17 protein-coding genes are annotated in these 23,522 nt (G+C 32.7%); 8 read left to right on the plus strand and 9 right to left on the minus strand.

Annotation, left to right across the window (positions count from 1 at the left end; all coding sequences use genetic code 11):
- The 7 genes from D9R05_RS14895 to D9R05_RS14925 all read left to right on the plus strand — a co-directional run.
- On the plus strand, positions 1 to 1,746 hold a 1,746-nt coding region (locus D9R05_RS14895; RefSeq protein ID WP_121668027.1), incomplete at its 5' end, for a T9SS type B sorting domain-containing protein.
- 29 nt (positions 1,747 to 1,775) lie between these two features.
- Positions 1,776 to 2,690, plus strand: coding sequence for a PorP/SprF family type IX secretion system membrane protein (locus D9R05_RS14900; RefSeq protein WP_121668028.1), 915 nt, complete (start codon positions 1,776 to 1,778; stop codon positions 2,688 to 2,690).
- An 11-nt stretch (positions 2,691 to 2,701) separates the two neighbouring features.
- A complete protein-coding gene (locus D9R05_RS14905; protein ID WP_121668029.1) occupies positions 2,702 to 4,615 on the plus strand; it encodes an OmpA family protein in 1,914 nt (637 codons plus the stop codon).
- Positions 4,616 to 4,629: 14 nt separating this feature from the next.
- Positions 4,630 to 5,199, plus strand: coding sequence for a hypothetical protein (locus D9R05_RS14910; RefSeq protein WP_121668030.1), 570 nt, complete (start codon positions 4,630 to 4,632; stop codon positions 5,197 to 5,199).
- A 76-nt stretch (positions 5,200 to 5,275) separates the two neighbouring features.
- A complete protein-coding gene (locus D9R05_RS14915) occupies positions 5,276 to 6,118 on the plus strand; it encodes a 1,4-dihydroxy-2-naphthoyl-CoA synthase (protein ID WP_121668031.1) in 843 nt (280 codons plus the stop codon).
- The gene (locus D9R05_RS14920; protein ID WP_121668032.1) at positions 6,106 to 6,642 is read left to right on the plus strand and encodes a PH domain-containing protein; all 537 of its coding nucleotides are present in this window, start codon (positions 6,106 to 6,108) and stop codon (positions 6,640 to 6,642) included. The genes D9R05_RS14915 and D9R05_RS14920 overlap by 13 nt, the downstream gene beginning before the upstream one ends.
- Entirely contained in the window at positions 6,632 to 8,167 is a 1,536-nt protein-coding gene (locus D9R05_RS14925) for a PH domain-containing protein (RefSeq protein WP_121668033.1), read from the plus strand. The genes D9R05_RS14920 and D9R05_RS14925 overlap by 11 nt, the downstream gene beginning before the upstream one ends.
- Before the next feature lie 29 nt (positions 8,168 to 8,196).
- Here D9R05_RS14925 and D9R05_RS14930 read toward each other — a convergent pair whose 3' ends face one another.
- The 5 genes from D9R05_RS14930 to D9R05_RS14950 all read right to left on the minus strand — a co-directional run bounded on the left by D9R05_RS14930 (position 8,197) and on the right by D9R05_RS14950 (position 17,922).
- A complete protein-coding gene (locus D9R05_RS14930) occupies positions 8,197 to 10,614 on the minus strand; it encodes an alpha-ketoacid dehydrogenase subunit alpha/beta (protein ID WP_121668034.1) in 2,418 nt (805 codons plus the stop codon).
- Between the two features lie 175 nt (positions 10,615 to 10,789).
- Entirely contained in the window at positions 10,790 to 13,609 is a 2,820-nt protein-coding gene (locus D9R05_RS14935) for a gluzincin family metallopeptidase (protein ID WP_240463091.1), read from the minus strand.
- A gap of 90 nt (positions 13,610 to 13,699) precedes the next feature.
- Positions 13,700 to 14,395 (minus strand): LOG family protein, encoded by a 696-nt coding sequence (locus D9R05_RS14940; protein ID WP_394340571.1) that lies wholly within the window; start codon positions 14,393 to 14,395, stop codon positions 13,700 to 13,702.
- 20 nt (positions 14,396 to 14,415) lie between these two features.
- Positions 14,416 to 17,247, minus strand: a complete 2,832-nt coding sequence (uvrA, locus tag D9R05_RS14945) for an excinuclease ABC subunit UvrA (protein WP_121668035.1) — start codon at positions 17,245 to 17,247, stop codon at positions 14,416 to 14,418.
- 84 nt (positions 17,248 to 17,331) lie between these two features.
- On the minus strand, positions 17,332 to 17,922 hold the full coding sequence (locus tag D9R05_RS14950) for an acyl carrier protein phosphodiesterase (RefSeq protein ID WP_121668053.1): 591 nt from the start codon (positions 17,920 to 17,922) through the stop codon (positions 17,332 to 17,334).
- 184 nt (positions 17,923 to 18,106) lie between these two features.
- Here D9R05_RS14950 and glmM point away from each other — a divergent pair, with 184 nt between their 5' ends.
- Positions 18,107 to 19,495, plus strand: a complete 1,389-nt coding sequence (gene glmM, locus D9R05_RS14955) for a phosphoglucosamine mutase (RefSeq protein WP_121668036.1) — start codon at positions 18,107 to 18,109, stop codon at positions 19,493 to 19,495.
- A 484-nt stretch (positions 19,496 to 19,979) separates the two neighbouring features.
- Here glmM and gldG read toward each other — a convergent pair whose 3' ends face one another.
- From gldG to D9R05_RS14980, 4 genes are read right to left on the minus strand one after another with little or no spacing between them, the layout of a single operon-like run.
- Positions 19,980 to 21,653, minus strand: coding sequence for a gliding motility-associated ABC transporter substrate-binding protein GldG (gldG, locus tag D9R05_RS14965; RefSeq protein WP_121668038.1), 1,674 nt, complete (start codon positions 21,651 to 21,653; stop codon positions 19,980 to 19,982).
- A complete protein-coding gene (gldF, locus tag D9R05_RS14970) occupies positions 21,650 to 22,381 on the minus strand; it encodes a gliding motility-associated ABC transporter permease subunit GldF (RefSeq protein WP_121668039.1) in 732 nt (243 codons plus the stop codon). The genes gldG and gldF overlap by 4 nt, the downstream gene beginning before the upstream one ends.
- Before the next feature lie 5 nt (positions 22,382 to 22,386).
- Positions 22,387 to 22,683 (minus strand): putative quinol monooxygenase, encoded by a 297-nt coding sequence (locus D9R05_RS14975; RefSeq protein WP_121668040.1) that lies wholly within the window; start codon positions 22,681 to 22,683, stop codon positions 22,387 to 22,389.
- Positions 22,683 to 23,513 (minus strand): SAM hydrolase/SAM-dependent halogenase family protein, encoded by an 831-nt coding sequence (locus tag D9R05_RS14980; RefSeq protein WP_121668041.1) that lies wholly within the window; start codon positions 23,511 to 23,513, stop codon positions 22,683 to 22,685. The genes D9R05_RS14975 and D9R05_RS14980 overlap by 1 nt, the downstream gene beginning before the upstream one ends.
- Positions 23,514 to 23,522 lie beyond the last annotated feature (9 nt).

Genomic DNA, 23,522 nt, shown 5'->3' on the forward strand with positions numbered 1-23,522 from the left:
TCGATTAGTGTAAGCAATGCCGGTCCTCAAGCAGCAACGGGCGTGTTGGTAGAAGATCTTTTACCTAGTGGTTACAGTTATTTATTATCGAGTGCGACCTTAGGGAACTACGATCAGTCGACTGGTATTTGGACGGTAGGAACAGTGGGTAGTGGCGTTACAGAAAGCTTGCAGTTGACCGTTACAGTAAACGCTAGTGGAAATTATACAAATATAGCGGAAGTAAGTGCCAGTGATGTGGCAGATCCAGATAGTACCCCTGGCAATGCAGATGCAAGTGAGGATGATTATGACAGTGCAGTAACTACCCCGATCGCTCCATCGGCAGATCTAGAATTAAGTAAAAGTGTAGTAGGTGGGAATACGAGTCCTGCAGTAGGCAGTCAGATTACCTTTGAAATAGTAATAGAGAATAATGGTCCTCAGGATGCCACCGGTGTTATTGTTAATGATTTATTACCGAGTGGATATACTTTTGTTTTAGCAAATTATACCACTGGAAATTATAGCAATGCCACTGGAGATTGGACTATCGGTATAATAGCTTCGGGAACAATAGAAACATTACAATTAACCGTTACAGTAAACGCCAGTGGAAATTATACAAATATAGCGGAAGTAAGTGCCAGTGATGTTGCAGATCCAGATAGTACCCCGAATAATGATGATGGAGATCAAAGTGAGGATGATGAAGATAGTGTATTGATCAATGTACAATTTGCTGATTTAAGTCTCAATAAATCGGTTGATAATGTAAACGCAAACGTTGGAGATTTAGTAACCTTTATAATTCAGTTAGAAAATGATGGTATAGTTACAGCTAACGGAGTAGCTGTTCAAGATATTGTTCCTCTTGGTTATAGCAACATTTTGAATATTAGTAATGGAGGTGTTTTTGATGGCGAAAATATTAATTGGACGAGCTTAACAGTTCCATTATCAGGGTTAACAATTACTTATCAAGCGATTGTAAATAAACCAATTTTAATTGAAGATGAATATTTAAATAGAGCTCAAATTACTGCAAGTGATCAATACGATCCAGATAGTACCCCGAATAATGATGATGGAGATCAGAGTGAGGATGATGAAGATAGTGCGTTTGTCAATATTCCTGAAACAGATATAGCAATTGTTAAAGAAGTTGATAATGAAAAACCTGCTATGGATGCCTTGGTAAACTTTACAATTACAGCTTCAAATATAGGTAATCTAGATGCTAGTTCTGTTGAAGTTTTTGATCTTTTACCTTCAGGTTATCAATTAAATTCGGTTACCGCAAGTTCAGGAAATTATAATTCTTCTTCAGGAATTTGGTTTATACCTAATATAGCTAGTGGAAGTTCAGAAATAATGACTATTACTGCTAAGGTAATTGATGTTAATGATTATATAAATATAGCTAGTTTATTGAGTTTAGATCAATTAGATAATAATGATGCTAATAATGAAGACAGAGTAGCTGTTGAGCCTACATGTTTAAAAATATATAATCAGTTTTCTCCAAATGACGATGGATCAAACGAGACCTTTTATATTGATTGTATAACGAATTATCCTAATAATGTATTAGAGGTATACAACCGCTGGGGTGATTTAGTATTTAAACAAATTAGGTATGATAATACTTGGAAAGGAACTTCTAATGGCCCAGAAAAAACACTTCCGGTAGGAACTTATTTTTATGTTTTGGATTTAGGAGATGGATCTGAAAAAGTATCAGGATGGTTATATCTAAAAAGATAGAAAAATTAGCTAATTAAATTATAGTTGAAATGACTAAACATATAAAAAATAGTATTGCAATTTTAACCTTGTTTTTGGTCGCAAAAGTTTTTGGACAACAAGAACCACAATACACTCAATATATGTATAATAATATGAGTGTAAATTCTGCTTATGCGGGTTCTTTAGGGCATCTTGCAATCACCGGAATTTACAGAAGTCAATGGGTTGGTTTAGATGGTGCTCCTAAAACGCAAACTTTAGGAATAGATTCTCCTATTGGAAAGAATGTAGGTTTAGGATTATCATTGGTCAATGATCAAATAGGGCCTTCTAATGAATTTTATACTACCGTTAATTTTTCTTATACAATAAAAGCTTCAGAAACCCATGATTTGTCTTTTGGAATTGCAGGAGGAGGAAAGTTCTTAGATATAGATTGGTCTAAAGGAAGTAACAAAGATCCTGATATCGAATTTCAAGAAAATGTAAATAAATTTTTACCTAGCGTTGGTGCCGGGGTTTATTTACACGGACAAAAGAGTTACATTGGTGTTTCTATTCCAAATTTTTTTACAGATCAAAAGTATGATGATATAGAATCTACTGTAGCCGATGAGCGGCTTCATATTTATATTATAGGTGGATTGGTTTTTGATCTTTCTGAAAATACAAAATTGAAACCCGCTTTTTTAATGAAAAATGTTTCTGGAGCTCCGCTTGTTGTTGATTTTTCTGCTAACTTTTTATTTTATGAAGCCTTTACTTTAGGAGTGTCTTATAGAACGGGAGATTCTGTTAGTGGATTAGCAGCATTTCAAGTAACAAATCAAATTTTAGTGGGTTATTCTTATGATTATACAACGTCTGCTCTAGAAGAATTTAATTCGGGGACGCATGAAATCATGCTTCGTTTTGAATTAAAGTCTAGCGAAAATGGAGTAAAATCACCACGATTTTTTTAAAAAACATGAAGATGAAAAATAATTTGATACTTTTATTTTTATTTAAAGTGCTTGTAGTTTTTTCACAAACCGGTAATAAGAAAGCTGACGCATTGTTCAGTAAAATGAGTTATGTTGAAGCTGCCAAGGTTTATGAAAAAGTAATAGACCAGGGAAATATGTCTATGCCAATTCTGAAAAGAGCAGGAGATGCGTATTATTTTAATACTGAGATGGAAAAAGCAAATAAATGGTATAGTAAATTGGTATCAGAATATCCAGAAGAGGTGTCTGCAGAATACATTTTTAGATATTTACAAACCCTAGAAGGAAAAGAAGATTATGTTTTGGCAAAAAAATGGATGAAAATTTATGCAGAACGAGCAGAAAATAAAGATGATAGAGCTCAAAATTTTTCTCAAGAAAAAATTACAATAGAAGATATTTTGGCTTTACCGCAGCAATTTATGCTTCAAAATCTGTCCATTAATTCAAGCAATTCAGATTTTGGACCAATGTTTTATAAAGATCAGTTAGTATATGCTACAACTGTAGATTCATCCTATTTTAAGACAGATAATTATCAGTGGAATGATCAACCATATTTAAATCTTCACTTAGGAAAAATTAACCCCCTAAAAACAGACGTTAGTTATTTAAAACGATTTTCAGAAACAATTAATACCAAATATCACGAAGCCGGTATTGCTTTTTCTCCAGATGAAAAGACCATTTATTTTACAAGAAATAATTATGAGAAAAAACTTAAAAGAGATGATGAGGGCATTAATCACTTAAAGTTATATTCAGCTGAAGCAGAGATAAACAGTGACAGTACAGTAACATGGAAAAATGTGAAAGATTTACCATTTAACGGAATTAATTATTCTGTTGGGCACCCCAGTGTTAGTAAAGATGGAAAAAAATTATATTTTGTTTCTGATATGCCCGGAAGCATTGGAGCTACCGATATTTTTGTTGTAGATATTTTAGGCGATGGCAAGTTTTCTAAGCCAAAAAATTTAGGAGAGTCTATAAATACTAGTGGAAGAGAAATGTTTCCCTATATAACCGAAGAGAAACTATATTTTGCTTCAGACGGGCATTTAGGTTTGGGCGCTTTAGATGTTTTTGAAAGTTTTTATGATGAAGAAATATTTCAAAAACCAAAAAATTTAGGAGCACCATTAAATAGTAATTTAGATGATTTTGCTTACATAGTAGACGAAGAAACACAGAAGGGCTACGTATGTTCTAACAGAAAATCTGGAAAAGGAGATGATGATATTTATTCTTTTGAGAGAATAGTTTGTAAACAACAAATTAAAGGAATTGTTTTAAGTGAATTATCTGGTTTGCCACTTGCTTCAGCAACGGTAAAATTATATTTAAATGAAAAAATAATCGATAGCAGTGAAACAAATATTTCTGGTGAATTTGATTTTTTGAAACAAATTAATTGTGGAGAAAATTATAAAATTTTAGCCAGTAAAAATAAATATTTACCTAACGAAAAGGAGATAAGTGTCTTGCAATACTCGGGTGAGACCACAACAAGCATTGCGTTAAAAAATGCAACTTCAAAAATAAATACAGGAATTATTTTCTTTGACCTCGATAAATCGAACATTCGTCAAGATGCCGCTGTAGAATTAAATAAAGTGGTTTATATAATGAAACGCCACCCAGAAATGTTAATTAAAATAGAGTCTCATACAGATTCTAGAGCAGATGATGATTATAATTTAAAATTATCTAATGATCGTGCAAAGGCAACAAAAGCTTACATAGTTTCTCAAGGAATTGAAGAAAATAGAATTTTAAGTGCAATTGGTTATGGAGAAACCAGATTGCTTAACGATTGTGAAAATAATGTTCCTTGTACAAAGGAACAACATGACCTTAACAGAAGATCTGAGTTTATAATAGTAAGAAGAAATAAATAATTTAGACACTAAAAATGAAAGCAGTAAAATTTTACATATCAATTTTTTTGACCTTGTTTTTTGTTTTATCCATATATTCACAAGAAGAACAAAAGCTAGAAGAAGAAAAAGGAAGCTTTCATAGAATTGGTCTCAATTTAAGTCACACTAATGTTTTTAGTGGTGTAAAAGATCAAGAAAACAAACTACTTTCATTACCATCTTGGGGTATAGATTATGATTTTTGGTTTTCAGAAAAATGGGCAATAGGTTTACATACCGATATTTTAATTGAAAAATATACAGTAGAAGAAAATTTAGATAGTCAAAATAAAATACTAGAAAGAAATAAACCTATAGCTCCGGCTGTAATGGGAACTTATCATTTTGGGCGCCATAATATTCTATTTGGTGCAGGAGCAGAATTTGCTGAAGAAGAAAATTTATTTCTCAACAGAGTCGGTTATGAATACGGAATAGAATTTCTTGAAAAATGGGAGTTAGGTTTTTCAATAAATTATGATTTTAGATGGAATGCCTACGATAGTTTTTCTATTGGAATTGAAATCAGTAGAATTTTCAGAAATAAATCTTCAGAAAAATAAGCCATAATAATCTTCGCTGATAAACTTTAAAAAAGAAATTGAAAAAGCTTAATTTTACAGCAAATAAGAAGGAATTATGGATCAAAAAATAAATTGGCAAACCGCCAAAGAATACGAAGATATAACCTATAAAAAAAGTAATGGCGTTGCTAGAATAGCTTTTAATCGTCCAGATGTACGAAACGCTTTTAGACCAAAAACCACTTCAGAATTATACGATGCTTTTTACGATGCACAAGAAGATACTTCAATTGGTGTAGTTTTACTTTCTGCCGAAGGGCCTTCAACTAAAGACGGTAAATGGGCTTTTTGTAGTGGTGGTGACCAAAAAGCACGTGGTAAAGAAGGCTATGTTGGCGATGATGGATACCATCGTTTAAATATTTTAGAAGTTCAACGCTTAATTCGTTTTATGCCAAAAGCAGTTATTGCTGTAGTTCCCGGTTGGGCAGTTGGCGGCGGACATAGTTTGCATGTAGTTTGCGATATGACTTTAGCAAGTAAAGAGCATGCAATTTTTAAACAAACCGATGCCGATGTAACTAGTTTTGACGGTGGTTACGGTTCAGCTTATTTAGCAAAAATGGTTGGTCAAAAAAAAGCTAGAGAGATATTTTTCCTCGGAAGAAATTACTCAGCTCAAGAAGCTTTTGAAATGGGAATGGTCAATAAAGTTGTACCTCATGATGATTTAGAAGATACTGCTTACGAGTGGGCACAAGAAATTTTAGCAAAATCACCAATTTCTATAAAGATGCTAAAATTTGCAATGAATTTAACAGATGACGGTATGGTTGGACAACAGGTTTTTGCCGGTGAAGCAACACGTTTAGCTTATATGACAGATGAGGCCAAAGAAGGAAGAAATGCTTTTTTAGAAAAGCGTAAACCAAATTTTCCTAAAAAATGGATTCCATAGAAAATCAAAAATTATTTACAAATAGACAAATAAATATAGATCAACTTCCAGATTATAGAGAAGTTGATCTATCTTCTATTTCAATTCAATACAGAAAAAAAGGCTTTTTAAGATTAATTTTTTTTGTAGTGCTTTTATGTATTGCTTTTGGGATAGGTTTTTATTTTTCTATTCCAGACTCAGTTTTATATACAATTAGCGGTGTTTTTTTATTTTTTTTAGCATTCGGTTTTTTTAATGTCTATAAACTCTATCCAGAATATGGTTATGCGCTTCGCGAAAAAGATGTTATTTATCAACGTGGCTTTTTTATAAAAAAAACGACTATAATTCCTTTTAATAGAATACAACATGTTTCTACATCAAGAGGGATCTTAGATAAAATTTTAGGAATTGCTAATCTTAAAATATTTACAGCTGGCGGTCAAGGAAGCGATATTACCATTCCAGGATTATTACCCGATGAAGCAGAACGTTTAAAAGAAGCAGTGGCAAATAAAGTAAGCCTAAAAAATGAATTATAAAGCTTTTGAGAATTCACAACGCCAATCTGAGATAGGAATTCTTTTTATTTTCCTTTCTTCATTATACAAAAGCTTACGCGGTTTTTGGGTGCTTGGTTTATATTTTTTGTTAGGTAAAACAAGTGATAATTTAATTTATATTTTTTTAGGAATTGGAGCAATAGCGGTTTTAGCTTTAATTTTCAGTTTTTTAAGCTATCGGAATTTTAAATTTTTTATCAATTACGAAAAAAAAGAATTTGTACTCCAAAAAGGTGTTTTTTCTAGTGAGCACATTAGTATTCCTTTCGATAAAATTCAGCAAGTTTATTTTAAACGATCCGTACTTCAGCGCGTAATAAATGTTTATGAAGTTGTTGTAGATACCGCAGGAAGCAGTAAAAAGGAAATTAGCATAAAGGCTTTAAGTAAAGAAAAAGCCGATGCGCTTCGTGAAATTTTAATGGATTTAATTGAAGATGAAATTGAAAAAAATGCTTCAACTTTTGATGAAATTTCAGTTGAAGAAAACAAAAAACCTCAAAAAAAATCTATTTCTTGGACGTATAAACTTTCACTTTTAAGTTTAATAAAAGTAGCATTAACTTCAAATTATATAAGAGGAATTTGGTTGTTAATGATATTTGTTGGTTCCATACAAAATGAGTTGAGTTCAATTCCTGAAGGCGAAGTTTACGTAGACCAAGCAACTTCATATATGAATAATAATTATGGAGAATTTATTCAGATTGCTTCAGTGATTATTTTGTTTTTTGTAGCCGTTTTTTTACTCGGTGTTTTAATAACTTTTATAGAGGTTTTTGTAAAATATTTTGGATTAACCTTAACGCAAACAAGAGACAGCCTAGATTTGCAAATGGGTTTAAAAACCAATACACGCACATCTTTAAAACCTAAACGAATACAGTTAATTCGGGAAGAAACAAACCCTATACAGCGTTGGTTAAATTTATATCAAGTACAGCTTTCAGTGGCTAGTAGTGACGATAATTTAGCAAAAAGTAATGTAAAAATCCCAGGTTTAAGAAAAGAGCATTTAGAAAAAATAAACTACTTTATTTTTGGTGATATTGATGAAAACCAGAAAACTTATAAACCCCATTTTATTTGGTTTGTAAGAAATATTAATCTAGCAATTCTTCCGGTTTGGATAGTTTTAGGGTTAGTCAACTCTTTTTCAGGATGGTTAACTTGGCCAACAATGTTTATGATATTAGGTATCTATGGTATTTTTGTGGGAATATTTCAATATTTAGCTTATAAAAAAACCGAATTATTTGTTTCTGAAAATTTTATTGAGAAAAAATCTGGTGTTTGGTTTCAACAAACAGAGCGGCTACAGCTTTATAAGTTACAATCTGTTACTGCAAAACAACCTTTTTTTTATAAGCGAAGAAATTTATATAATGTAACTTTTCATACTGCTGGCGGTGATTTGTATTTTAGAGCTTTGCCAGCAAATATTCTTAGAGAGTTAAATTACAGTTTATATAAAATAGAAACATCCACGCTTGCGTGGATGTAATTCTATTGAGTTTATATTTATTTAATTCCTTAAAATGAAGGAAATTTCTCAGGATTTACTTCATTAAAAATCTCGTAAACTTTATCAAAAATATCTTCAGCTGAAGGTTTAGAGAAGTAATCGCCATCAGTTCCGTAAGCAGGACGGTGAGCTTTTGCCGCAAGTGTTTGCGGTTTACTATCTAAATGGCGGTAAGCATTTTGCTTATCTAAAACTTCAGATAAAATATACGATGAAGCTCCACCAGGAACATCTTCATCAATAACTAACAAACGATTTGTTTTGGCAACACTTTTTACAATGTCATGATTTCTATCAAACGGTAATAATGTTTGAACATCAATTATTTCAGCATCAATTCCTACTTGTGCTAAATCTCTTGCAGCTTCTTCAATTAATCGTAGTGTAGAACCATAAGAAACTAAGGTAATATCACTTCCTTCTCTAATTGTTTCTACAACGCCTAGCGGAGTTCTAAACTCTCCTAAATTGTTAGGCATTTTTTCTTTTAATCGATAGCCATTTAAACATTCTACAATTAAACCAGGTTCATCTCCTTCTAGAAGTGTGTTATAAAAACCTGCCGCTTTAGTCATGTTTCTAGGAACTGCAACGTGAATTCCTCTAATTAAATTGATAATACCACCCATTGGTGAACCACTGTGCCAAATTCCCTCTAGACGGTGGCCACGTGTTCTTACAATTAATGGGGCTTTTTGTTTTCCTTTTGTTCTGTAATGTAGCGTTGCCAAATCATCACTCATGATTTGTAATGCATATAAAATATAATCTAGGTACTGAATTTCTGCAATTGGACGTAAACCTCGCATTGCCATCCCGATACCTTGACCTAAAATAGTTGCTTCTCTAATACCGGCATCAGAAACACGATCTTCGCCGTATTTTTCTTGCATACCTTCTAAACCTTGATTTACATCACCAATATTTCCGGTGTCTTCACCAAAAATTAAAGTTTCAGATTTATTCTCAAAAATTTTATCAAAATTATCACGAAGTATAACTCTAGCATCAACTTCTTCGGCATCTTGATCGTAAGTAGGCTCAACTCCTTCTACATTTAAAGCAGACCATTCGCTTTCGCTGTATAAATGACTGCTATAATCTGGTTGTGTAGTTTTGGTAAACTCTGCAATCCAGTTTTGTAAGGCTTGTTTAGCTGAAGAATTTTCGTGAATAGTGTAACGAGATGCTTTTCTTGCAGTCTTAAGAACTTCAAATTTTTGAACGTTTTCAATTCCTGCTAATTCATCTTTTAGAGAATTGATGAAATTTTTATTCTCACTATTTTCAGCTAAATCATTTAATAAAGCTAATACTTCTTTACGAGCATTTTTTGGTGTTTCTCCAACAGCGTTCCACGCAGCTTTTTTGCCTTCGCGTACTTCTTTTTTTGCTGCTTTTTCAATTTCTTTTAATTCTTCTTCAGTTGCGATGTCGCTTTCTAACATCCACTGGCGCATTTGTGCATTACAATCGTAATCTTTTTCCCAAGCTAAACGATCTTTACTTTTGTAACGCTCATGTGATCCTGAAGTAGAGTGACCTTGCGGTTGTGTAAGTTCTATAACATGAATAAGAACGGGAACGTGTTTTTCTCGAGAAATTTGACTCGCTTTCTCGTATGTTTCAATTAAAGTAGGATAATCCCAACCTTTTACAACTAGAATTTCATACCCATCGTTTTCTTCATCTCGTTGAAATCCTTTTACAATTTCAGAAATATTTTCTTTGGTAGTTTGGTATTTTGCAGGTACAGAAATTCCGTATTCATCATCCCAAACGCTAATTACCATTGGTACTTGCATTACTCCGGCTGCATTCAAAGTTTCCCAAAATAAGCCTTCACTTGTACTTGCATTACCAATAGTTCCCCAGGCGATTTCATTTCCTTTGGTAGAAAACTTGTCTGCTTCAGGAATTCCTTCTACATTTCTATAAACTTTAGAAGCTTGTGCTAGACCAAGTAAACGAGGCATTTGTCCTGCTGTTGGCGAGATATCTGCACTAGAGTTTGGTTGATCAGCAAGGCGTTTCCAACTTCCATCTTCATTTAAACTATGCGTACCAAAATGACCGCCCATTTGTCTTCCGGCAGTCATTGGTTCTTGCTCAATATCTGTATGACCGTAAAGTCCGGCAAAAAATTCTTGCACAGATAATAAGCCTAAGGCCATCATAAAAGTTTGATCTCTATAATATCCTGCACGAAAATCGCCATTTTTAAAAGCTTTTGCTAAAGCTAATTGTGGCACTTCTTTTCCATCACCAAAAATCCCGAATTTTGCTTTTCCGGTAAGTACTTCGCGACGTCCTAATAAACTACATTCTCTACTAATAACAGCTGTTTTGTAATCTTCTACAACTTGCTGTTTAAAATCTTCAAATGAAATATCTTTATTTTTAACTTTTGTTTCTGTATCCTGCATGAGTATTTCTTTTTTCGTGGTAGCGAAGATACTAAAAATGAAGGGATTTGTCAATTAAAAAATTATACTCCATTTATGTTTTCTGAAGTCAAATTAGATTTTAATTGAATAATTGTTAATTTAAAAGGTTTTAAATGAAAATATTTAACTATTCTTTAAAATTTAAGCCCTTTTTTTAATACCATCTTCTTGTAAATAACTTGATTAAGGTATTAATATCTAAGGAAACTATAAACCTGATTTTTTGATCGTAATCGGGTTGATCTATCTCTAAACCTCTGCTGGAATATACTGGAAAAAATAATTCAAAATAATCTTGTACCAAACTTAAGCGTACACCAGAATCGTATAAAAATGCAGCTTTATCGCCCTTATTTTTTACTAAACCAACATCACCATAAGCGTGAATCCAATTCCAAATAGTAAAACTGGCATTGAACGTAGAAATCCATTGGTTAGCAAATTCTGGCTCCAATTGTGATTTAAATCCACCTTCTGCTTCAATAAATTGCTGACTGAAAAGACCTTCGTCTTCACTTCTTCCATAGTAATTATAGTCAAATAAATAATCGGTAGGGCGATCTAGGGCAAAACTGAAATAATCTGAATCTCGGCTTTCATTGAATAAAAAAGCACCGGCAAAAAATCGAAATTCTAATTGCCTATTGTTTAGAAATAACTTTCGCCATTTAGAGGTAAAAGAAATTTTACTAAACTTTTTAGCAATTTGATAGTCAAATGAAGCGGTAAAGTAATCGTCAAAATTTCTATTACTGTAGCTATATTGAATATCAAAAACGCTATAATCAGGTTCGTCTACCGGATTTAGCGGATCGCGATCTCGAAATACATTTACACTTCGTAAGCCAATAGCTTGTCGTTCATTACTACGTAAATAATCATCTCTAAAATAAATATTTAAAAATGGTGTTACACGATGATAATATAAATCTCTAGCGTAAGAATATCTACTACCACTAACCCCGTAGCGTACTGCATTTAATTCTTGATTTTTGTATTGATGCCTGTTAGAAATTGATGCAGATCCTAAAAGTGCCCCGCTTGTAAAGCCATATTTTGGAGCAATTTTATAGTCAAAATTTCTCCGCAAAACTGTTTTATTGTATAATTTGGGGCCAATGGTTACACCATCGTATAAATTGTAATCAAATTCTGGAATAATAAAAAATTGCTGATAACTGGGATCTTCAACATCTACTAACAATCTAAATTGTATGGGCTTATTTAAAAGTGTAGTAACGCGATGATAATTATTACGCCGATTAACTTCTGGAATTATACCTTCATGATTTAAGGCTAAACGTTCTATATTTTCTTTGGGAATAGTAATTGTCTTTTTGTCTTTTACGTTTTCTACCCAATATTTAGCAACAATAGAATCGTTTTTTAATCCGTATAAAGAAACCGGTAGAGAGTTTGGATATTTATTTACAATGACAACTTCTAGCGAATCTTCTTTCTTTTTGACGTTTCCTATTTTAAAATCAATCCAGTCGTTTTTAGGAACATAATCTTCAAAAAACCAGTCTACATTTTTGGAAGTTTTTTGAGTCAAAATATCTTTAAAATCTTCAGGGTGAACCGGCTTTTGTTTATAGGTTTTATAAAATTCTGCAATACTTTTTTGAATTGTACTATCACCCAAAAAATCGTTTAAATAGGCAAAACCAATTCCCGCTTTGTAAGGGTTTGCAATGTTTTTGTTAAACTTCACCAAGGAATCTTGTGGTGTTTCTAAAGACTGATCTAAATTTAACCGTGTCATATTACTGAATAAAAACGGATAGCGATCATTAAACTTTAAATCTGCTAAATGAAACCATTTGAGGCCAATAATTTCACTAAAGCTGCCAATTAATTTTACATCTTTATAATAAGTATTTACATATTCCATTAAAAGGTAAATATGCATTGCATCTAGCAACCATTTTTCTTCGCGCGGATTGAGAAGTAGCGAGCTGTGTATGTATTTTTGCGTTAAAATTTTCAGTAATTTTATATCATACTGAAAACCATCAGGAAACGGACGAATAAACCGAGGAAGTTGGTTAAACCCGTAAACCGGACTATCACTATAATCTTCTTCTGAAACAACTATTTTTTGGTACGGATAATCTCCTAATTTTTTTTGAAGAAAATTTGTAATTCTACTTAGAGTTACTTCTTTTAATTCTGGTTTAATGTCATTATCTTTTATGTTGGTAATAACATCAATTCCGTTTACAGGGTAGGTTTCAAAGAAGTTATTTTCTATAAGATATAACGATAAATCGGTATGTTTTTTTCCGCTAAGCTCAACTATTTTATAATTTTTTTCGGTTTGTTTTTTTTCTTCAACATGTAAATTAGAAATTACATTATAAGAAATTGGGATTTGTAATTGAAGCTGTAAATTTAATTCAGGTACAAATAAATCATTTAAATTTTTATGGCTGTATAAATTCCAATCACCATTATAAACTGCAGGAGACATTAGCCAATACCTCAACTTAAAGCTGCCTTCTTCATAACCAAAACCTGTAAATTTATCATCAGGAACTTTAACTGAATAATGAAGCTGAAACTTTGTAGAATCTCCCGGAAATAATTGTTTTGGAAGTTGAATTTTTACAATATCGGGATGCTTTTTGGGTCGTTTCCACGTTAATTTTTTAATGGAATTTTCTACAGAATCAATTCTTGTAAAGCCACGATCGCTTTCTTGTGCGTAATGATAACGTCTAAAATAATCTTCAGCAAAGCGTTCGGCTAGGGGAGTGGTTTTACTAGAAAATGCATTTGCCCAGTCATTTAAATAGATTACATCTATTGTATCTAAACTTTCGTTTTTAAAAGTGATCTCTTGAGAAATTTGTAAAGTTCTAATTTCAGGCTGGAGTACAACTTTTGCGTTTATGCTGTGTTGAGCATAAATACCTGTAGAAAAACAAATAACCAACAAGGTGGTTAAAAATAATGAGTAAATTATTTTCAAATTAAAAATTGACTTTAAAGTTGGTTGGGAAAGTTATAATGAAAACTTTTTTATCTTGTATTTATTGCTTAGCAAGTTAGAAGAATCCACTTAAAAATTTGGACTCAAATTGTATTGATTATAGAATTTATCTAGTATTTCAATTACTTCATCTTCGTTATCGGCTACTTGTACTAAATCAATATCGACGGCACTAATGTTTTTAAAATTATCTAACAAGGTGCTTTTAATCCAATCTAGCAGTCCGTTCCAAAATTCTGAACCAACTAAAATAATGGGGAATTTATCAATTTTATGGGTTTGTATTAAAGTAATGGCTTCAAATAATTCATCTAAGGTTCCAAAACCACCGGGAAGCACTACAAAACCTTGAGAATATTTTACAAACATAACTTTGCGGACAAAAAAGTATTTAAAATCTAAGCTTTTGTCCTTATCAATAAACTGATTATCGTGTTGCTCAAAAGGAAGATCAATGTTTAAACCTACAGAAGTTCCTCCGGCTAAATGAGCGCCTTTATTTCCGGCTTCCATAATTCCCGGTCCACCGCCCGTAATTACGCCATAACCATGATCTACAATTTTCTCGGCAACTTTAGTTGCTAATTTATAATATTTATGATCGGGGTTTGTTCTTGCTGAACCAAAAATAGAAACGCAAGGACCAATTTCGCTCATTTTCTCGTAACCATGAACAAATTCGCTCATGATTTTAAATAAAGCCCAACTATCATTTGTTTTTATTTCGTTCCAGCCTTTGTTGCGTTGTTCTTTCATAATGCTCATAGCTAAATAATTTGTAAAAGCTAATGTAATTCTTTTCTTAAGAATTTTGCTGTATAACTTTTTTTGTGTTTAGCAACTTCTTCCGGAGTTCCTTTGGTAATTACTTTTCCACCATTTTTTCCACCTTCATAACCAATATCAATAATATGATCTGCTAATTTTATCACATCCATATTATGCTCAATAATTAACACGGTATTTCCTTTATTAGTTAAGGTGTTTAATACGTTCATTAAAACACGAATATCTTCAAAGTGAAGTCCTGTGGTGGGTTCATCTAAAATATAAAATGTATTTCCGGTGTCGCGTTTAGATAATTCTGTTGCTAATTTTATGCGTTGCGCTTCTCCTCCGGAAAGCGTAGTACTTTGTTGACCAAGTGTAATATAACCTAAACCAACATCTTGAATGGTTTTTAGTTTTCGGTAAATCTTCGGGATTTGATCAAAAAAATCAGTCGCTTCATTAATAGTCATTTCTAAAACATCGCTAATCGATTTTCCTTTGTAACGAATTTCTAAGGTTTCTCTGTTGAAGCGTTTTCCTTGGCAAGTTTCACATTCTACTTGTACGTCGGGTAAAAAATTCATTTCAATAACGCGCAAACCGCCGCCACGACAAGTTTCGCAACGACCGCCTTTTACATTGAAACTGAATCTTCCCGGTTTATAACCTCTAATTTGTGCTTCTGGAGTTTTAGCGAATAAACTTCGTATTTCTGAAAAAACACCAGTATAAGTCGCTGGATTAGAGCGTGGTGTTCTACCAATTGGCGATTGATTAATATCGATTACTTTATCACATTCATCTAAACCTTTTATGCTTTTATAAGGCTGCGGAACTTTTACGCCATTAAAATAATGCGCGTTCATAATCGGATAAAGCGTTTCGTTAATTAAGGTAGATTTTCCACTTCCAGAAACGCCGGTTACTAGAATCATTTTTCCTAATGGAAATTTAACCGAAACATTTTTTAGGTTATTTCCAGTGGCACCTTTCAGTTCAATAAATTTACCATTTCCTTCGCGTCTTTTCTTCGGAACTTCAATTTCTTTGGTTCCATTTAAATATGAAGCGGTTAAGGTTTTATGTTTTTTTATTTGTTTTGGAGTTCCTTGACTGATAATTTCACCGCCGTGTTTTCCGGCAAATGGACCGATATCGATAACGTGATCGGCGCGTTCTATCATATCTTTATCGTGCTCAACTACAATTACTGAATTTCCAACATCGCGTAAAGACTCTAGCGAATTGATTAGTTTTTCGTTATCGCGCTGATGAAGACCGATGCTTGGTTCATCTAAAATATAAAGTACGCCAACCAATTGCGAGCCAATTTGTGTAGCTAAACGAATACGTTGTGCTTCGCCGCCAGAAAGTGATTTAGAACCGCGATTTAAAGAAAGATAAGTCAGCCCAACATCAACTAAAAATTGTAATCGCGTACGAATTTCTTTGACGATTTCTTCAGCGATTTTCCACTGATTTTTGCTGAGCTTTTTTTCTAAACCATCAAACCAATCGCTTAATTCTAAAATATCTTTTTGCGCTAATTCGGCTATGTTTTCTTCGTTTATTTTAAAATAAAGCGATTCTTTTTGTAATCTGCTTCCTTCGCAAGATGGGCAAATTACTTTGTCCATATAAGCTTTTGCCCAGCGTTTTAAAGAAGAAGAATCGTTATTTCTGTAGGTGTTTTCAATAAATGTGGCAACACCTTCAAAATCTATTTTATAGGTTCTGCTTACACCGAGTTCTTTAGAATTGACTTCAAATTTATCTTTTCCACCGTGAAGAATCATTTCTAATCCTTCTTTTGGAATATCTTTAATCGGGTCTGATAATTTAAAATTGAAGCGTTCGGCGATCAATTCCATTTGCTTAAACGCCCAATTTTTTTTCTGATTTCCGTGTGGTTCTAATCCACCGTTTTTTATCGATTTAGAATTATCGGGAATTATTTTTTGAAGATTTACTTTATATAAATCTCCAATTCCATTACAGGTTTGACAAGCGCCTTTAGGCGAGTTAAACGAGAAATTATTTGGTTCAGGATTTGGGTAAGAAATCCCACTTGTTGGGCACATTAAATTCCTACTGAAATAGCGAATTTCACTTGAATCTTGATCTAAAATCATCAAGACATTATCGCCTTGATTCATTGCGGTATTTATACTTTCAGCTAAGCGTTTATCTAGACTCTCGCTATCTTCAATTTTCATGCGATCAATTACAATTTCCACATCGTGGGTTTTATAACGATCGAGTTTCATTCCTTTTTCAATATCGCGTACTTCGCCATCGGTTCTTACTTTTAAAAAACCTTGTTTAGCAATTTGTTCAAACAATTCACGATAATGTCCTTTTCTAGAACGAATAACCGGCGAAAGAATATTGATGCGTTTTCCTTTAAACTCTTTTTTGATGAGGTTTTTAATTTGTTCATCGCTGTAACTCACCATTTTTTCGCCCGTTTTGTAACTGTAAGCTTCGCCGGCGCGAGCATATAAGAGGCGTAAAAAATCGTAGATTTCAGTAATCGTCCCAACCGTACTTCGCGGACTTTTACTAGTCGTTTTTTGTTCGATAGCGATTACAGGCGAAAGTCCGTCGATTTTATCTACATCGGGTCTTTCTAAGCCACCGAGAAATTGCCGTGCGTAAGCCGAAAAAGTTTCAATATAGCGGCGTTGACCTTCGGCATAAATGGTATCGAAAGCTAAAGAAGATTTTCCGGAACCCGACAGCCCGGTAATAACGACTAATTTTTCTCTTGGAATAGTTACATCTATATCTTTTAGGTTGTGCACACGGGCACCTAAAACCTCTATATTTTCGTTGAAATTTGCCATAATTTTTTGCAAGATGCGAAGTTACTCAAAGTCTTGAAAATAAGAAAGCAGCCGTCTTAAACCTTTGATAAAATTCTTATAAAATTATAGGTCAATTATTTTACGTTCATTTTCTGAAAATTGAATAAGTTCTTCAAAAAAGGAAGTGAACTCAGCTTCAAATAAAGAATAATCAGCTTTAAATTCTTTAATGGAATGATGAAGTTGAATTTTGCTCTTTACACGCCCGTTCATCTGAAAAAGAATTTGTTCAATTCCTTCTATCGTTGCGTAATTTAGTAACCAATTTTGACTTATCATATACGGATAAAAATTTTGAACACGCTTGGGTAAAATTTCAAAATTAGTTTTTAGCAAATAATAAAATTCATCTACATAAACTGCCAAAGAAGTATCGTGATATTTTGCCCAGTTTTTTGCTAAAAAATGATCGTATAAAACATCAATAATTACAGAAGCATAATGACTGTAAATAGGGAAGAGGCGATGCGTACTTTTAAAAACTGTTGGATGCGTATCGGTAAATTGATCAATTTTTCGATGCAAAATAATTCCTTCCTGAATTTTATCGGGGTATTTTTTATACGTTTTTCCTTTTACAGAATCGGCTATAAAATTCCCGATTTTTAATTCATCATTTTTTCCGGAGAGGTAAATATGCGCAAGGTAGTTCATAAAACTAAAATACATTTTAAAATTACTTCATACAAGGGTTTTGCTTGTGGAATTATTGCGTGTATATTTGCTTTACTCGATAATCGAGATTTAAAATACTCGGAAATTTTATGCGAGTCAAATTTGTTGAGAAAAATCTTAATGAATTAATTTAAAGTGATTTATCATAAATAAAGAAATAAAAATGACCTTAATAAAATCAATTTCAGGAATTAGAGGAACTATCGGCGGTAATGTAGGTGATAATTTAACACCTATAGACGCAGTAAAATTTGCCGCAGCTTATGGAACTTGGATAAAAGAAGAACGCAATAAAGAAACCTACCGAATTGTAGTCGGTCGGGACGCAAGAATTTCGGGTGAAATGATTCAGCAATTGGTAATGAATACCTTGATAGGAATGGGAATTCACGTGATTGATGTTGGTCTTTCAACCACGCCAACCGTAGAAATGGCGGTGCCGATGGAACATGCCGATGGCGGAATTATTTTAACCGCGAGTCATAATCCTAAACAATGGAATGCCTTAAAGTTATTGAATGAAAAAGGCGAATTTTTAAATGGAAAAGATGGCGCTAAAATTTTAGAAATAGCAGAAAGTAATGCAATTAGCTTTGCTGAAGTTGATGATTTAGGGAAAATTAATGTAAATGATGCGTACATCGATTTACATATTGAAGAAATTGTAAACTCTTCTTGGGTTGATGTTGATGCGATAAAAGATGCCAATTTAAAAGTGGTGGTAGATGGTGTGAATTCTACCGGTGGAATTGCGATTCCACGTTTATTAGAAGAATTAGGCGTTGAAGTTGTAAAATTATATTGTGAACCGAATGGTCATTTTCCGCACAATCCAGAGCCTTTAAAAGAGCATTTAACTGATATTTGTGAGTTAGTAGTTAAGGAAAACGCTGATTTAGGTATTGTGGTAGATCCTGATGTAGATCGATTAGCTTTTATTGATGAAAAGGGAAATATGTTTGGCGAAGAATATACGCTTGTGGCTGTTGCTGATTATATTCTAGGAAAACAAGCCGGAAATACCGTCAGTAATCTTTCTTCTTCTAGAGCTTTGCGTGATGTAACTGAAAAACACGGCGGAAAATATCAAGCCAGTGCTGTTGGTGAAGTAAATGTTGTTCAGCTTATGAAAGACACGAACGCAATTATTGGTGGAGAAGGAAATGGCGGAATTATTTTTCCGGAATTTCACTACGGAAGAGATAGCTTAGTTGGTGCGGCTTTATTTTTAACGCATTTAGCAGAGAAAAAAATATCAGTTTCTGAATTACGCGAAGAATATCCGGCGTATTTTATGAGTAAAAATAAAATTCAGTTAACGCCACAATTAGATGTTGACGCGATTTTAGCTGAAATGGAAAAGAAGTATGCAGCCGAAGAAATTTCAACCGTAGATGGTGTAAAGATTGATTTTCCTGAAAACTGGGTTCATCTAAGAAAATCTAATACTGAGCCAATTATCAGAATTTATACGGAAGCAAAATCACAACAAAAAGCGGATGAATTAGCACAAAAAATTATGCAAGAGATTAAAGAAATTGCAGGGATTTAATAGGAATTTATTTTCAATTACAAAAAGAGCACTTCCATAAAATCGGAGGTGCTTTTATTTATGAAGATTCTCTATTTTTATAGAGTATAATTTGATGAATTGAAAAGTTATTTACTTGGACAAATAATTATGAGAAAATTAAATAAGCACATACTTATAATTTTATCTGGAAACGTACTAATTATTTTTACAACGATATTAATAATCAGAATTTTTATAAATTTTTATCGGGACATCCTTTTTTTTAATAATCCTCTAATCGCTGATAAATTGTTTTTAAAAATGAGTGAAAGTAACATCATAAATGGTCTTGTTTTAAGCTCAGGTCTTTTTTTTATGGTTTTGTGTAAATTTATTCAGCAAAATATATTGGTGATAAGCTTAGGTATTTTAATACTTCTTTTTTATTTTTTAGAAGTTAGCGAGTTTTTTTTGATCCTTTAAAAACCAATTTTTATATCCTAGAAGAAAAGCAATATTAGATTTACTTTACATACTTTCTTTTTCTTATCGCAAAAAAAGCTAAAGCAAAAATTCCTAAAAGCGCAAGCGGAAGAAGAATATTAATCAATTGCCATTTTAATTTTTCAGCCTCAATTTTTTTATTACTTAAAAAAGCTAGTTTTACATCTTTAGATCGAATATCTACCAGACCAGCATCGTCTAACATGTAATTAACCGCATTTATTAAAAACTCCTTGTTTCCGTAAGTGTTTCCGGTGTAACGATCGTAACCTAATGGTTTTGGTTTTCCTTGACTAAATTCGTTCTTAATTACATTTCCGTCAGAAACCACCAGCATTTTAGTTTCTTTTCCTTCTTCTAAATCTTCAGATAAAGAAATTGGTTTTATTCTGTTTTTATAGACCGAAGTGAATTTTCCTTCCAATAAAACAGCCATTGCTTGCCGTCCATCTTTGTATAAATTGGGATTCGGTTTTTCTTTAATAATATCTAAACTAATTTGTAGCGGCGTTCCTTCAACTTTTGTGTAAGGCGAACTTTTTAGCAAAATAGTTTTATTGATGTTGTTTTTTAATGTATCAATCGGGTTGGCAAAATCAAATTTTACCGCTTCAATATTATTTACAATAGGATGTTTTTTTTGTGTTACCGCTAACGGCGAATAAAACCAAGGATATGGATTAAATTCGGTTTGTTTTCCTGAGCCAGAAGCCAAAATAATAGGAGCAGAGTCAATATCATTAATTAAATTCGGATTAATTCTGATACCATATTTAAAGAAAAAATCGGTTAAATTTAAATCGTGAGGATAGGCCAGTGTCGTATTTTGAGGATTGGTAAATAAGCTGTCTTTTTCTATGGCAACACTTTCAGTAAGCCAAAGTGCTTTCCCGCCATTCATTATATATTGGTCGAGTACGTATTTTTCTTCTTCGGTGTAATTTTCCGTAGGTTTTGCTTCTAAAATTAAATCGAATTCCTTTAGTTTTTGAAGCGTTTTTTGTGGTTCAGAAGCTACGGAATCTAATGTAAAAGGAGCGATGTAATAATACTCGCGCATTTCTTGAATAAAATCGGCTATAAACGCATCAGGTAATTCGCCATTACCGCGCATTACGGCAATTTTTTTGCTGCGTTGATTCACTAATTTATTAAAGCCATCAGCAAACATATATTCTAATTGAGCAACAGAATTGTTAACGGTTTCTTCTTGTGTATCGCCAACATTTCTTTTGAGCAAATTAATTTTAGTCGATTGATTTTTATAGGTTGCTACTGCCCAAGGAAATAGAATACTCTCACTCGTTTTACCATTTTCGTAAACGTTGAGCGTTTTTGGCGTCATACCGGCCTGGTAAAATTTTTGTGCTACTTCTTGTGCATTTCCGCCATCTTCTAATGGATTTATAAAATTAAATTTTACTTGCGAATTATATGCGCTAAATTCTTCTAGTAAATAACGTGTTTCTCGCTGAAGTCTTTTGTAAGCCGAAGGAAACTCGCCTTTTAAATAAACGTCTATAATGATGGGCTGATCTACATCAGCAACAATATTTTTAGCACTTTCTGAAAGTGTATAACGTTTATTTTCGGTTAAGTCGAAACGTTTAAAAAATGATGAAGCAAAAAGATTGAGTAAAATCAATACAACAATGCTTATAAAAATTGATATGCGTTGCTTTTTTAAACTCATAAACTTACTTTATTTACGGTATATTTAGTAAGACTTAAAAACAGAAAAACGAAGCTAAGAAAATAAATAATATCTCGTGTATCAATAATTCCGCGACTAATACTTTTATAATGAAAGCTAATGCCAAGATATTCTAGGGCGTAAATTTCTGATCCAAATAATTGAAAATTGCTAATTCCTTCAAAAGCAAAATAACTTAAAAAGCAGAGTAGAACCGCTAAAATAAAAGCTACAATTTGATTTTTAGTTAAGCTGGAAGCAAAAACGCCGATGGCTGTATAAACCGCGCCTAAAAAAACTAGACCTAAATAAGAGCCAATAGTTGCGCCAAAATCATAATTCCCTGGATTTTCTCCTAATTGATGAATTGTAAAAACGTACAATAAAGTGGGAAAAAGTGCTAAGATCACCAAAATAAATGCACCAAAATATTTTCCTAAAATAAGTTGCCATCGCGTTATGGGTTTAGTAAATAACAATTCTAGCGTTCCTTGTTTTTTTTCTTCTGCAAAACTACGCATTGTAATTGCCGGAATCAGAAAAATAAAAATCCACGGAGCGATTAAAAAGAAGGAAGATAAATTTGCGAAACCATAATTTAATATATTAAAATCGCCATTAAAAACCCACAAGAATAATCCGTTTACCAATAAAAAAATGCCTATAACTAAATAGCCAATAGCCGAAGAAAAAAAAGTATTTATTTCTTTTTGAAGAATTGCCAACATAAATTTTAAGCTAAGGTTACTAATTTGTTTACACTCCAAGCTTCGGGTTTATCACCAAATTTTGCTTTGGTAGTTGCCCAAACCGATTTAAACAAATCTGAATGTCTGTAATTTTCTAATGCATTTTCATTTTCCCAATAACTATAGGTAAAAAAAATAGTCGGTAAATTTTTATCTTGATATAATTCTAGAAAATTGCAGCCTTCAAAATTCCTGATGTGTTGTTTTTTTTCATCAAACATTTTTTTGAAGTTTTCAATTTCTTCTTCTTTAAATGTCATTTTTACAATTCTAACGAGCATTAGGTAAATTTAATTGTTATAGAATCCATTAATTTAAGACCAAAAAGGCTGGCAGCACTACCAACAGTTCTGGGGTTACTTTTATATATTGCGAGCTCAATATAATTGGATGCATTGAAAATTGCTAATTTCTTACCATCTTCTTCTCTTTTTTCTTTTGGCGCATCAAAATTTATTGCGTCGCTGTAGCTATCATGGATTTTAGAAAAACTAACCGATCGTGCCGTTATCGTAAAATCTCTTCCTTTCCCAATGTTTTCAAAAAGTTTTTTAGAAACATTAGTAACCACATTTCCATAATTGTCAATGTACATTATATGACCCACTAATTGATTTTGATCTTGATTTATAAAAGGCTCAAATTCTTTAAGTTGTTTAATTTGCGGAATTGTTTTACCGATAACTTCTAAAGTTCCGCCACGAGCAATATGACAAGCTACTTTTACAAAAATATCGAGTACCGGAAAATTGGTCTCTACCGCATCATGAATATTAATTTCTACGATTTTTTCAGGTTTTATTTCTGAAGCAATCATAGACATAATTCCGTTATTAGCACAAATAAAAAAATGGCCGTCTAAAGCTAGTGCAATATGTTTGTTTTCCGGAGTTATTTCAGAATCAACTCCAATAATGTGAATAGTCCCTTTTGGAAAGCTGTTGTAAGCATTTTGAATGATATATGCAGCTTCCGTTGTATGAAATGGCGAAACTTGATGAGAGATATCAACAATTGTAACCGCATCTAATTCGCTTAAGATAGCACCTTTAACAGCCCCGGTAGAGGGATCTTTCTGGCCAAAATCGGTTGTTAATGTAATAATAGGCATGAATTAGCG

This window comes from Mesonia aquimarina (assembly GCF_003667275.1).
Classification (GTDB): domain Bacteria; phylum Bacteroidota; class Bacteroidia; order Flavobacteriales; family Flavobacteriaceae; genus Mesonia; species Mesonia aquimarina.

What these genes read in the sequence shown, in the direction of transcription:
- D9R05_RS14905 (WP_121668029.1), top strand. Translation starts at nt 2,702, where the DNA reads ATGAAAAATAATTTGATACTTTTATTTTTATTTAAAGTGCTTGTAGTT.
- D9R05_RS14910 (WP_121668030.1), top strand. Translation starts at nt 4,630, where the DNA reads ATGAAAGCAGTAAAATTTTACATATCAATTTTTTTGACCTTGTTTTTT.
- D9R05_RS14950 (WP_121668053.1), bottom strand. Translation starts at nt 17,922, where the DNA reads ATGAACTACCTTGCGCATATTTACCTCTCCGGAAAAAATGATGAATTA.
- uvrA (WP_121668035.1), bottom strand. Translation starts at nt 17,247, where the DNA reads ATGGCAAATTTCAACGAAAATATAGAGGTTTTAGGTGCCCGTGTGCAC.
- D9R05_RS14900 (WP_121668028.1), top strand. Translation starts at nt 1,776, where the DNA reads ATGACTAAACATATAAAAAATAGTATTGCAATTTTAACCTTGTTTTTG.
- D9R05_RS14975 (WP_121668040.1), bottom strand. Translation starts at nt 22,683, where the DNA reads ATGCTCGTTAGAATTGTAAAAATGACATTTAAAGAAGAAGAAATTGAA.
- gldF (WP_121668039.1), bottom strand. Translation starts at nt 22,381, where the DNA reads ATGTTGGCAATTCTTCAAAAAGAAATAAATACTTTTTTTTCTTCGGCT.
- D9R05_RS14980 (WP_121668041.1), bottom strand. Translation starts at nt 23,513, where the DNA reads ATGCCTATTATTACATTAACAACCGATTTTGGCCAGAAAGATCCCTCT.
- D9R05_RS14920 (WP_121668032.1), top strand. Translation starts at nt 6,106, where the DNA reads ATGGATTCCATAGAAAATCAAAAATTATTTACAAATAGACAAATAAAT.
- D9R05_RS14940 (WP_394340571.1), bottom strand. Translation starts at nt 14,395, where the DNA reads ATGAGCATTATGAAAGAACAACGCAACAAAGGCTGGAACGAAATAAAA.
- glmM (WP_121668036.1), top strand. Translation starts at nt 18,107, where the DNA reads ATGACCTTAATAAAATCAATTTCAGGAATTAGAGGAACTATCGGCGGT.
- D9R05_RS14925 (WP_121668033.1), top strand. Translation starts at nt 6,632, where the DNA reads ATGAATTATAAAGCTTTTGAGAATTCACAACGCCAATCTGAGATAGGA.
- D9R05_RS14915 (WP_121668031.1), top strand. Translation starts at nt 5,276, where the DNA reads ATGGATCAAAAAATAAATTGGCAAACCGCCAAAGAATACGAAGATATA.
- gldG (WP_121668038.1), bottom strand. Translation starts at nt 21,653, where the DNA reads ATGAGTTTAAAAAAGCAACGCATATCAATTTTTATAAGCATTGTTGTA.
- D9R05_RS14930 (WP_121668034.1), bottom strand. Translation starts at nt 10,614, where the DNA reads ATGCAGGATACAGAAACAAAAGTTAAAAATAAAGATATTTCATTTGAA.